Origin of the sequence: Catenibacterium sp., assembly GCF_052354645.1 — a bacterium.
In the GTDB taxonomy this organism is placed as follows: Bacteria; Bacillota_I; Bacilli_A; order Erysipelotrichales; family Coprobacillaceae; genus Catenibacterium; species Catenibacterium mitsuoka_A.
The window spans coordinates 1-12,131 of record NZ_DAWDDM010000031.1 but is presented as its reverse complement, the minus strand read 5'-3'; the positions used below and the strand labels follow the sequence as shown (position 1 = coordinate 12,131).

The following is a 12,131-nucleotide window of genomic DNA, read 5'->3' as shown; positions in this document are numbered from 1 at the left end:
CCTAATCCATGGCCTTTCTTATTGATTATGTTTATTGTTTATGAAATCTGGAAATATTTTAAACTAAAGAAAATCAGAAAGCAGTATGAAGAAGCACAAACACAATATTCATCTCAATCTCAGTCTTCATCACGTAATGATAATCCTGATATCATTGATGTAGAATATAAGGTTGTAGATGAAGAAAAGACTGGAGATGACAACTAAATGATTTGTCCTACATGTCATAAAGAAATCCCAGAAGGGTCACATTTCTGCCCCTATTGTGGTACACCACTGGATGATCAATGTCCTCATTGTGGTCATCAGAACATTCCTCATGCGAAGTTCTGCTCTTATTGTGGAAAACCATTAGGACCTGCTTCAACATCACGTCGTCCTCAAGGGTCTTTTATTCCTACATCACGTATTTATCAAGAAGAAGAAAAAACATATGAACCGGAAAAGGTATCACGTAAGATTAACTGGAAAGTAGTTATTATATCAGTACTTGTCTTAATACTTGCGACTACCGGTGCACAGTATTATTTGAATCATTCTGATAATATTAAATGGGCAGATGGTAATTCGAGTACTTCAGAAATAACAGAAACAATGTCTTCTGTCTTTAGTCTTAAGAAAACAACAGAAATTGAACAATATTCTAATTTATCTAATGATGGAACTGTCGCAGCCAATGATCACTATATCTTCATGTCAAAACCTGACAGTAAATTGGTAAAATTAGATAAAGATATGAATGTTGTAAAGACATATGATATCAAGTATGCGACTTATTTAAATCTTGTCGGAGAAAAGCTTTATTATACAGATAAAGATCATCATATCTGTGTTCTTGATACAAAGACAGAAAAGTCTGAAACACTACAGGATGTTTCAGCATTCTATATGACTTATCATGATAATAAGCTCTATTATCAGAATGATAGTGATAATGAAAGTTTATATGTTTATGATATTTCAGATAAAACATCTACTAAACTTTTGGATGAACATATCTATAATATGAACTTTAATGGAGATATTATTTATCTAACTGGTAAGAGTTCTATTATTTCTTATAATATGACGACTAAAGCCACAGATACTATTTATAATGAACAGGTTTATGGTTCAGTTTTTAACGATGGTTATCTTTATTTCTCTACACCTAAAATGACAATTGGTAGAGTGAATGTCCAAACAAAAGAATCCCAGATTATTTTAAATGATATTGGTTATTCTATGTTTGTGATGAGTGATGAAGCAATTTATTATGTGGGCAGTGATGCAAAGATGTATCGTCTAGATTTTGAAAAGAAAGAACCGACTGCAGTTTATCAGTTCCAGTCACATCGTATCGGTGGTATGCAGATTGTGAATGATCATCTCTTTGTGAAAGATAATCAGGATTGGAAAGTTGTAAACACTTCTAATACAAAGTATGCAGTGATATTTGATAATTAGGCACTGATTCACTTCAGTGTCTTTTTTTGTATATAAGATTTATGCTATAATGGGTGGGTAAAAAATGGAGATGATTATATGTTAATAAGCGAAATTATTGAGGCAACAAACGGAAAACTCTTAAATGGTCACTTAGATGACCAGGTGAATGGCTTTACACAGGATACACGTGTTATTCAGCCAGGAAACCTATATATCCCTCTAGTAGGTATTAAAGATGGGCATGACTATATCCCACAGGCTTTTAAAAATGGTGCAACAGCCACTTTGACAAGCCATCCTATAGAAGATGATGTACATAATGTGATTCTAGTAGAAGATACAATGAAGGCATTAGGTGATTTAGCACGTTATGTACGTGTGCATTCTCATGCAAAGGTTGTAGGAATCACTGGTTCAGCAGGGAAAACAAGTACTAAAGATATGATTGCGAGTGTTATTTCCCAGCAATATACTACATTAAAAACACAGGGTAACTTCAATAATAATATTGGTTTACCTCTAACTATTCTTCGTTATAATGGTGAAGAAGTCATGGTTATTGAAATGGGTATGAACCATTTAGAAGAAATCGATTATTTAACTAAGATTGCATTACCTGATATTGCAGCAATCACAAATATTGGTACAGCACATATTGGTGAACTTGGTTCGAGAGAAAATATCTTACAGGCCAAGATGGAAATCATACATGGTATGAACCATGGTACTTTGGTAGTCAATAACGATAATGATTTACTATCTACAGTTCATCCTGAAGGAATCTCTTTAAAAACAATTGGCATTGAAAGTGATGCAGATTTAAAAGCAACTGATATTATCTTGAATGAAGATATGTCATCATTTAGAGTAAAGGTAGATGGGCAGGATTATGGTGTAAGAGTCTATGTACCAGGTGTACATTTTATCTTCAATGCATTAATTGCGATTCAGGTTGGTTTATTATTAGATATTCCAATGGAAAAATGTATCAAGGGTATTGAAACATTTGAACTCACTAAGAATAGAAATGATATCTTAACACTTGATCGTCATATCCGTGTGATTGATGGTACGTATAATGCGAATCTTGATTCTATGAAATCAAGTATTGATGTATTATCAGGCTATGCAGGCCGTAAAATTGCAGTATTAGGGGATATGTTAGAGCTTGGTGATTATGAAGAAACACTTCATCGTGCTGTAGGTGCACATTTACTTAAAAAGAATATTGATTTAGTCTTGACTGTAGGACCTGCTGCGCGTTATATTTCAGACGAAGTAAATAAAGCAAAACCAGGCCTTGCTTATCATTTTGATGATAATGCCTCTTTAAGTGCTTATTTACAGGAATGTCTAGAAGAAAATGATGTTGTTCTAGTCAAGGCTTCTAATGGTATGCATTTAAAAGAAGTCATTAATGATTTAAAGGAGAATAATTAAGATGAAGTTATTATTAGTATGTGGTGGACAGTCTACAGAACATGCTGTTAGCCGTATGTCATGTGTGAATATCTATAAAAATTGTGATAAGAGTAAATATGATATTAAAGTTGCAGGTATTACAAAAGAAGGAGAATGGTATGATTTAGTTTCTACTGATTTCTCTAGTGATAACTGGTTAGAAGGTGCTACAAAGATCAATGATCATTTCACTTTCTTAAAATCATTTGATGTTGTATTCCCTGCATTACATGGACAGTTTGGTGAAGATGGTACTATCCAGGGCTTATTAGAAATGGCTCAGGTGCCATATGTTGGATGCCGTGTGATGGCATCTTGTACTGCAATGGATAAGATTTATGCAAAGAAACTATTTGATCAGGCTAATATTCCTCAGGTGCCTTCTCTATATGTCAAGAAGAGATATGATGATAAATTAGTTGTAGTAGATAATGAAGGTAGAGAAAGCTTTAATGTAGAAATGGAAATCTATACACACTTAGGATTCCCTTGCTTTGTAAAGGCTAGCCGTTCTGGCTCAAGTGTAGGCTGTTATAAGGTTAATACTTTAACTGATTTACTACCAAAACTTCATGAAGCAGCATCTTATGACCGTCATGTTGTTGTAGAAAAAGCTATTAATGCGACAGAATTAGAATGTGCTGTCATTGGTAATGATGATATCAGTGCATCACGTGTAGGACAGATTTTACCACATGGTGAATTCTATACATATGAATCTAAATATGAAGATGAACAGAGTGCAACATGCATTCCTGCAAGAGTAGATCAGTCTATCGAGTTATATATCAGACTGGGTGCTGTTTTGGCATTTAAGGTAGTTGATGGGACAGGTTTAGCTCTATGTGTCTTCTTCACTGATATCGATACAGGAAACGTTTATTTAAATGAAATCAATACTATGCCTGGCTTTACTAATATCTCTATGTATCCTCAATTAATGAAGGATGCTGGACTAGATACACCAGCTCTTATTGATGAATTAATCAAGCTTGCATTACAGAGATAAGATGTCGAAAGACATCTTTTTTTATATCCTGTAGAGATAAATAATTATCACAATAATAAACATTTTGCGAAGTAAATATAAAAATGTCTGTAATAAAAAACAATGAAAAAAATATTGAATATTACAATAAAATTTATATAGTTCATTACAAGAAACCGCTTATAAAACTGATTATCCGATAAATAATTAATATAATTAGGAAAATTAGGAAAAAAGTGAAAAAGTTTGTTGACATGTCTAAGCGAGAAGTATATGATAAACACAACAACCCGAAAGAAAACGACTTTGATAGGAACTAGTAGGGGAATGATGAAAGCGCAGAGAGGTTCTGGCTGGTGTAAAGAACTGTTTGATCATCTTTGAACTCATCCTTGAGTGGAGCACTGAATTAAGTAGGCTGCTACGGTAATTGCGACCGTTATCTCGCTAGAGTATGTACTTTATATATAAAGCGTACTCGATAAGGTTGATATTGTGAGATATCAATAAATTGAGGTGGAACCACGAAGAATTATTCTCTCGTCCTCTTACACTAGTAAGGACGAGGGCTTTTTTTATAGGTTGGAAAGGAGAATAAACAATTATGATGAATTACCAAAAGTACAAGAGATTTGAAACAGTGAGCTTGAAAGACCGCACATGGCCAGATAAGACAATTGAAAAAGCACCTATCTGGTGTTCAGTAGATTTACGTGATGGTAACCAGGCATTAGTAACACCAATGAATATTCAGGAAAAGGTGAAGATGTTCAAGTTATTAGTAGAACTTGGATTCAAAGAAATTGAAGTAGGATTCCCTTCAGCTTCACAGATTGAATATGACTTCTTAAGATTATTGATTGAAGAAAACCTCATTCCTGATGATGTCACTGTTCAGGTATTAACTCAGTGCCGTGAACACTTAATTAAGAGAACATTTGAAGCCCTTGATGGATTAGATCGCGCTATTGTGCATATTTATAATTCAACAAGTATCCTTCAAAGAGATGTTGTCTTCAACAAAGATAAAGATGAAATTAAGAAGATTGCGACAGATGGCTGTGCTCTTGTAAAGAAGTTATGTAATAACTTTAAAGGTCAAGTCATTCTTGAATATTCACCTGAAAGCTTTACTGGTACAGAAATGGATTATGCAGTAGAAGTAGTCGATGCAGTCTTAGATGTATGGGGTGCTTCTAAAGATAATAAAGTGATTGTGAATCTTCCTTCAACTGTAGAAATGGATACACCAAATGTCTTTGCAGATCAGGTTGAATATGTATGTAGAAACCTAAAAGATCGTGAAAGAGCTATTATCTCAGTTCATCCACATAATGATAGAGGATGTGGTGTTGCTGCAACAGAACTTGCATTAATGGCAGGGGCTGATCGAGTAGAAGGTACATTATTTGGAAATGGTGAAAGAACAGGTAACGTAGATATCGTCACTGTTGCATTAAATATGTATACACATGGTGTCAATCCAGAACTTGACTTCACACAGATGAATGATATCAAGCATACTTATGAAGAATGTACAAAGATGGAAGTTAATCCTCGTTCTCCATATGCTGGTCAGTTAGTCTTCACAGCATTCTCTGGAAGCCATCAAGATGCTATTAATAAAGGTATTCATAAATATCATGAAAGACATCAGAAACAATGGGAAGTTCCTTACTTACCAATTGACCCAGCTGATTTAAATAGACAATATGAACCAATCGTTCGTATTAACTCTCAATCAGGTAAAGGTGGTGTGGCCTTCGTTATGGATACAGTCTTTGGTTATCATTTACCTAAACCATTACAGGGTGACTTCGCAAAGATTGTACAGAACATCTCTGAAGCAGAAGGTGAAGTATCACCAGAAAGAATCTATGATACATTCAGAAATGAATATATTGAGAACGAAGAACCATTCCAGTTCATTTATCAGAAGCTAACAGATATCTCAGAAGATACAGAAAATGAATTTGAAAGAAAAGTAGAATTAACAATTCGTGATCATGGTGAAGAACGTACAATTATTGGTTATGGTAATGGTCCAATTGATGCAGTTAAGAATGCTTTCAATGATAATGGATACCATTATATTCACTTATTAGATTACTCAGAACACGCATTAACATCTGGTTCAAGTGCTAAAGCTGCTGCTTATGTACAACTTAGAGCAAAAGGTACATCTATTATTGAATGGGGTGTAGGTGTTCATCCAAATATTACAACTGCAACTATTAAAGCAATTATTTCTGCTATGAATAGAATACATAAGGATATGAGGGAGGCCGCTTAATGGAAAGACTTGTCCTGTCTATTCTAGTTGATAATACAGCCGGCGTATTAAGCCGTGTGGCTGCATTATTCTCTAGAAGAGGCTACAACATTGATTCATTGACTGTTGGTGAAACAAACGATCCAACAGTCTCACGTATGACAGTATCTGCAAGAGGAGAACCAGCCACTCTTGCACAGATTAAAAAGCAGTTAAGAAAGCTGGAAGATGTAATTGAAATATTTCCGTTAGATGATGACCATTCAGTCTATCGTGAATTGGTGCTTATTAAGGTAGAAGCAGACCACTCACAAAGACCGGATATTGTGTCAATAGTCAATATATTTAGAGCGCAGATTGTAGATGTTGCGCCAAATTCACTCGTTGTGGAGGTCACTGGTGATCAAAATAAGATCAATGGTATTCTCACAATGTTAGATACGTTCAATATCACTGAAATCGTCCGTACTGGTATTGCTGGCATCGGAAGAGGACTAGATGATTTTGATATAGAAAAGATGAAAGCTAAGAAAAATAGGGGGTAATTAAATATGGCTAAAATCTATTACAACACAGACTGTGATTTATCTTTATTGGATGGTAGAAAGGTTGCTATCATCGGTTATGGTTCTCAGGGACATGCACATGCATTAAATCTTAAAGAATCTGGAGTAGACGTTGTTGTTGGTCTATACGAAGGTTCTAAGTCTTGGAAGAAAGCAGAAGAACAGGGACTTAAGGTTATGACATCTGCTGATGCAGCTGCTTGGGCAGATATCATCATGGTATTAATTCCTGATGAATTACAGGCTAAGCTTTATAAAGAAGCTATCGAACCAAACTTAAACGAAGGCGATATGTTAATGTTCGCTCATGGTTTCAATATTCATTTCAATCAGATCGTTCCACCAAAGAACGTTGATGTAACTATGATTGCGCCAAAGGCTCCAGGTCATACAGTACGTTCAGAATATCAGGCAGGTAAAGGTACTCCTTGTCTAGTAGCAGTTGAACAGGATTACACTGGTAAGGCTCATGATTATGCATTAGCTTATGGTGCTGCAATCGGTGGTGCAAGAGCTGGTCTACTAGATACTACATTCAGAACTGAAACTGAAACAGACTTATTTGGTGAACAGGCAGTTCTTTGCGGTGGTGTATGTCAGTTAATGCAGACTGGTTTCGAAGTATTAGTAGAAGCTGGTTACGATCCAAAGAATGCATACTTTGAATGTATCCATGAAATGAAGTTAATCGTAGACTTAATCTACCAGTCAGGTTTCGAAGGTATGAGAAAATCTATTTCTAATACTGCAGAATATGGTGACTATATCACTGGTCCTAAATTAATCACTGAAGACACTAAGAAAGCAATGAAGAAAGTATTAGCTGATATCCAGGATGGTTCATTCGCTAAAGAATTCTTACTTGAAATGTCAGCAGCAGGTGGACAGGCTCACTTCAAAGCAATGAGACAGCTACACAATGAACATGAATGTGAAAAAGTAGGTGCTGATATCCGTTCATTATATTCTTGGTCTGATGAAGATAAACTTTTAAATAACTAATCACTAAGCAACACACACTTTGTGTGTTGTAAAGAGGAAGTACTATGGTACTTTCTCGTTACAACATTCAAAAATAACTTGAGGAGGAAAATATATAATGGGAATGACAATGACGCAGAAGATCTTAGCTGATCATGCGGGAGTAAAAGAAGTTCATGCAGGTGAATTAATTGAAGCAAATGTAGATATTGTAATGGCAAATGATATTACAGGACCTATGGCTTTACCAATCTTTAAGAAAATGGCTGATAAGGTCTTTGATAAAGATAAGGTAGTCTTAGTGCCAGATCACTTTACACCTAATAAAGATATTAAATCTGCAGAGAACTCTAAAGCAATCAGAGAATTCTCTCGTGAGCAGGGATTAACACATCATATGGAACAGGGTAAATGTGGTGTAGAACATGCTATCTTACCTGAAAGCGGCATTGTTGTGGCAGGTGATGCTGTCATTGGTGCAGACTCACATACTTGTACTTATGGGGCTATTGGTGCTTTCTCTACAGGTGTAGGAACAACTGATATTGCGACAGGTATGGCGACTGGACAGTTATGGTTCAAGGTACCTTCAGCTATTAAATTTAATCTTCATGGCAAATTACCAAAATACGTATCTGGTAAGGATGTTATTTTACATATTATTGGGCGTATTGGTGTAGATGGTGCTTTATATAAATCAATGGAATTTACTGGTGAGGGTGTCAAAGAATTATCTATGGCAGATCGTTTCACTATTTGTAATATGGCTATTGAAGCAGGTGCTAAGAATGGTATCTTCCCTGTTGATGAAGCCGCTATTGAATACTTAGATAAACATGCTAAACGTGAATATAAGATCTATGAAGCAGACAAAGACGCTGAATATGAAGAAGTGGTAGATGTAGACTTATCTGCTATTAGACCAACTGTTGCTTTCCCTCATCTTCCAGGTAATGCGAAGACAGTGGATGAAATTGAAGCAATGGATAAAATCTATATTGATCAGGTTGTTATTGGATCATGTACAAATGGTCGTATGGAAGACTTAAGAAAAGCAGCCGCTATTCTTAAAGGTAAGAAAGTAGCTGATAATGTGAGAGTGATGGTTGTACCAGCCACTCAGAAGATTTACTTACAGTGTATCCTAGAAGGTATTCTAGAAACATTTGTAGAAGCAGGATGTGCTGTCAATACACCAAGCTGTGGTCCATGTATGGGTGGTCATATGGGTGTACTTGCGAAAGGTGAAAAGTGTGTTTCTACTACAAATAGAAACTTCGTTGGACGTATGGGTGATGTAGAATCATTAATTTATCTTGCATCTCCTGAAACAGCAGCTGCAAGTGCGATTGCAGGTTATATCGCAAATCCAGAAAAATTCGGAGGTAATAACTAATGGAAGCTAAAGGTAGAGTATTTAAATATGGTGATAACGTTGACACAGACGTTATTATTCCAGCAAGATATCTTAATTCATTTGATGCCAAAGAATTAGCAAGTCACGCTATGGTGGACTTAGATCCCACATTTGTAGAAAGAGTTCAGCCTGGTGATATTATTGTCGCAAAGAAGAACTTTGGTTGTGGTTCATCAAGAGAACATGCCCCTCTTGCATTAAAGACAGCAGGTGTTTCATGTGTTATCGCAAAAAGCTTTGCACGTATCTTCTATCGTAACTCTATTAATATCGGTTTTGCGATTCTTGAATGTCCAGAAGCCGTAGATGGTATTGATGATGGCGATGAAGTAAAAGTAGATTATGAAACAGGTAAGATTTATAACCTCACTAAGAATACAGAATATCAGGGTCAGCCTTTCCCAGCGTTCATGCAGAAGATTATTGAACAGGGTGGTCTTGTAAACTACGTCAATAATAAGAAAGGATAGAGGATATGGAAAAGAATATTGCGGTTATTAAAGGTGATGGAATCGGTCCTGAAATTGTGAATGAAGCAATTAAGGTACTTGATGCCATCGCAAAGAAATATAATCATACATTCAACTATAAGAATATCCTCATGGGAGGCTGTTCTATTGATGCTTATGGAGTCCCATTAACTGATGAGGCATTAGAAGTCGCAAAAAACAGCGATGCTGTATTATTAGGTTCTATTGGGGGAGATACTAATACATCTCCATGGTATAAATTAGATCCTACATTAAGACCAGAAGCAGGATTATTAAAGATTAGAAAAGAATTAGGTTTATTCGCAAACTTAAGACCTGCTTATTTATATAAAGAACTTGCAGGTGCATGTCCATTAAAGGAAAGCACATCAGAAGCAGGTTTTGATATGATTATCGTAAGAGAATTGACTGGTGGTTTATATTTTGGTGAAAGAAACACAAAAGAAATCAATGGTGAATTAGTGGCTCATGATAATCTTGTTTATTCAGAACATGAAATTAGACGTATCGCACAAAGAGGATTTGAAATTGCGATGAAACGTGGTAAGAAACTTACAAGTGTGGATAAAGCCAATGTTTTAGATACATCTCGCTTATGGCGTAAGATTGTGAATGAAGTGGCTCAGGATTTCCCAGAAGTAAAAGTAGAACATATGCTTGTAGACAACTGTGCTATGCAGTTAGTGAAAGATCCAGCACAGTTTGATGTTGTCCTCACTGAGAATATGTTTGGGGATATCTTAAGTGATGAAGCATCTATGGTCACAGGTTCTATTGGTATGTTATCAAGTGCTTCACTTCGTGAAGACAGTCTAGGTATGTATGAACCAAGCCATGGCAGTGCACCTGATATTGCAGGACAGAATATTGCGAATCCACTTGCGACTATCTTAAGTGCCGCTATGATGCTACGTTATTCATTTGATATGGATGAAGAAGCAGCATGTATTGAAAAAGCAGTAGAAAAGGTTCTTGCGGATAATATCCGTACTGTTGATATTTATAAAGAAGGAATGACAAAAGTATCTACATCACAGATGGGTGATGCTGTAGTAGAAAGACTTTAGGAGGGTAATATGAGAAGTGATAATGTAAAAAAGGGAGTAGAACGTGCACCTCATCGTTCACTCTTTAATGCCTTAGGCATGACAGAAGAAGAATTAGAAAGACCTCTAATCGGGGTAGTTTGTTCATATAATGAAATTGTTCCTGGTCATATGAATCTAGATAAGATCAGTGAAGCAGTTAAGAAAGGTGTTTATTTAGCTGGTGGTGTACCAGTTGAAGTACCTGCGATTGCAGTATGTGATGGTATTGCGATGAACCATACAGGTATGAAATATTCACTTGTTACAAGAGAACTCATTGCAGATAGTACAGAATGTCTTGCGACAGCACATCAGTTTGATGGACTTGTTATGATCCCTAACTGTGATAAAAACGTCCCAGGCTTATTAATGGCAGCGGCTCGTTTAAATATTCCAACTATCTTTGTATCAGGTGGACCAATGCTTGCAGGTAAGAAATTAAATGGTAAGAAGACTTGTCTTTCTTCACTATTTGAAGCCGTTGGTCAATATAATGCAGGTACTCTAGATGCTGCTCATCTTGAAGAATTTGAAGAAAAAGCATGTCCAACATGTGGTTCATGTTCAGGTATGTATACAGCGAACTCTATGAACTGTTTAACAGAAGCCCTCGGTATGGGTCTTCGTGGTAATGGTACTATTCCAGCTGTTTATTCAGCACGTATCAGACTTGCGAAACATGCTGGTATGAAGATCATGGAATTAGTAGAAAAGAACATCAAACCAAGAGATATCATGACTCCTGCTGCATTCAAGAATGCGATGACAGTGGACATGGCCTTAGGATGTTCTACAAACTCAATGCTTCATTTACCAGCTATCGCACATGAAGCAGGTGTTGATTTAAATCTTGAAATTGCGAATGAAATTTCTAAATACACACCAAACCTTTGTCACTTAGCACCAGCAGGTTCAACATTTATGGAAGATTTAGATGATGCAGGTGGCGTATACGCAGTCATGAATGAACTTGATTCATTAGGTATCTTAGATACAACAGGTATCACATGTACTGGGAAGACTATTAAAGAAAATATTGCAGGATGTGTAAACTTGGATCCAGAAATCATCCGTCCTGTTGATAACCCTTATATGAAAACAGGTGGTATTGCAGTATTAAAGGGTAATATTGCACCTGATAGCTGTGTTGTTAAGGCAGCGGCAGTCGCACCTGAAATGATGACACATACTGGACCAGCAAGAGTATTTGATAGTGAAGATGATGCAATCAAGGCAATTCGTGCTGGTAAGATTGTTAAGGGTGATGTTGTTGTTATTCGTTATGAAGGTCCTAAAGGTGGTCCTGGTATGAGAGAAATGTTATCTCCTACAAGTGAAATCGCTGGTATGGGACTTGATAAAGATGTTGCATTAATTACAGATGTTCGTTTCTCAGGAGCAACTAGAGGGGCGTCTATTGGACATGTATCTCCTGAAGC

10 protein-coding genes, 1 pseudogene and 1 other annotated feature are annotated in these 12,131 nt (G+C 36.2%); all 11 genes and pseudogenes read left to right on the top strand.

The features are described 5' to 3' along the window. Window positions 1-207: pseudogene (locus ACT8VG_RS02560) on the top strand (hypothetical protein); the annotation flags it as partial. Continuing rightward, window positions 208-1,446 carry a DUF5050 domain-containing protein gene (locus ACT8VG_RS02555; RefSeq protein ID WP_444195127.1) on the top strand — a complete coding sequence of 413 codons (1,239 nt, stop codon included), beginning with the start codon at window positions 208-210 and terminating at the stop codon, window positions 1,444-1,446. It abuts the pseudogene before it with no gap. A gap of 78 nt (window positions 1,447-1,524) precedes the next feature. Beyond that, the gene (locus ACT8VG_RS02550; RefSeq protein ID WP_187012379.1) at window positions 1,525-2,868 is read left to right on the top strand and encodes a UDP-N-acetylmuramoyl-tripeptide--D-alanyl-D-alanine ligase; all 1,344 of its coding nucleotides are present in this window, start codon (window positions 1,525-1,527) and stop codon (window positions 2,866-2,868) included. A gap of 1 nt (window position 2,869) precedes the next feature. Further along, window positions 2,870-3,898 carry a D-alanine--D-alanine ligase family protein gene (locus tag ACT8VG_RS02545; protein ID WP_444195126.1) on the top strand — a complete coding sequence of 343 codons (1,029 nt, stop codon included), beginning with the start codon at window positions 2,870-2,872 and terminating at the stop codon, window positions 3,896-3,898. A gap of 276 nt (window positions 3,899-4,174) precedes the next feature. Continuing rightward, window positions 4,175-4,428: a binding site (T-box leader), on the top strand. Window positions 4,429-4,481: 53 nt separating this feature from the next. Then, the gene (leuA, locus tag ACT8VG_RS02540) at window positions 4,482-6,170 is read left to right on the top strand and encodes a 2-isopropylmalate synthase (protein WP_117459693.1); all 1,689 of its coding nucleotides are present in this window, start codon (window positions 4,482-4,484) and stop codon (window positions 6,168-6,170) included. After that, on the top strand, window positions 6,170-6,694 hold the full coding sequence (gene ilvN / locus ACT8VG_RS02535; protein ID WP_444195125.1) for an acetolactate synthase small subunit: 525 nt from the start codon (window positions 6,170-6,172) through the stop codon (window positions 6,692-6,694). Before leuA ends, ilvN begins: the two co-directional genes overlap by 1 nt. Before the next feature lie 6 nt (window positions 6,695-6,700). After that, entirely contained in the window at window positions 6,701-7,717 is a 1,017-nt protein-coding gene (gene ilvC / locus ACT8VG_RS02530; RefSeq protein ID WP_006505165.1) for a ketol-acid reductoisomerase, read from the top strand. 97 nt (window positions 7,718-7,814) lie between these two features. Further along, window positions 7,815-9,092 (top strand): 3-isopropylmalate dehydratase large subunit, encoded by a 1,278-nt coding sequence (gene leuC, locus ACT8VG_RS02525; protein ID WP_287968390.1) that lies wholly within the window; start codon window positions 7,815-7,817, stop codon window positions 9,090-9,092. Next, a complete protein-coding gene (leuD, locus tag ACT8VG_RS02520; protein ID WP_117458473.1) occupies window positions 9,092-9,583 on the top strand; it encodes a 3-isopropylmalate dehydratase small subunit in 492 nt (163 codons plus the stop codon). Before leuC ends, leuD begins: the two co-directional genes overlap by 1 nt. A 5-nt stretch (window positions 9,584-9,588) precedes the next feature. Next, on the top strand, window positions 9,589-10,671 hold the full coding sequence (gene leuB / locus ACT8VG_RS02515) for a 3-isopropylmalate dehydrogenase (RefSeq protein ID WP_022424399.1): 1,083 nt from the start codon (window positions 9,589-9,591) through the stop codon (window positions 10,669-10,671). A gap of 9 nt (window positions 10,672-10,680) precedes the next feature. Further along, window positions 10,681-12,131 (top strand): dihydroxy-acid dehydratase (gene ilvD, locus ACT8VG_RS02510; RefSeq protein WP_444195124.1); only part of this gene is annotated, 1,451 nt, incomplete at its 3' end.

Bases quoted from the DNA above. Each gene is read 5' to 3' on its own strand.
- ACT8VG_RS02545 (WP_444195126.1), top strand. From the start codon at position 2,870: ATGAAGTTATTATTAGTATGTGGTGGACAGTCTACAGAACATGCTGTT.
- ACT8VG_RS02550 (WP_187012379.1), top strand. From the start codon at position 1,525: ATGTTAATAAGCGAAATTATTGAGGCAACAAACGGAAAACTCTTAAAT.
- ilvN (WP_444195125.1), top strand. From the start codon at position 6,170: ATGGAAAGACTTGTCCTGTCTATTCTAGTTGATAATACAGCCGGCGTA.
- leuA (WP_117459693.1), top strand. From the start codon at position 4,482: ATGATGAATTACCAAAAGTACAAGAGATTTGAAACAGTGAGCTTGAAA.
- leuC (WP_287968390.1), top strand. From the start codon at position 7,815: ATGGGAATGACAATGACGCAGAAGATCTTAGCTGATCATGCGGGAGTA.
- leuD (WP_117458473.1), top strand. From the start codon at position 9,092: ATGGAAGCTAAAGGTAGAGTATTTAAATATGGTGATAACGTTGACACA.
- leuB (WP_022424399.1), top strand. From the start codon at position 9,589: ATGGAAAAGAATATTGCGGTTATTAAAGGTGATGGAATCGGTCCTGAA.
- ilvC (WP_006505165.1), top strand. From the start codon at position 6,701: ATGGCTAAAATCTATTACAACACAGACTGTGATTTATCTTTATTGGAT.
- ACT8VG_RS02555 (WP_444195127.1), top strand. From the start codon at position 208: ATGATTTGTCCTACATGTCATAAAGAAATCCCAGAAGGGTCACATTTC.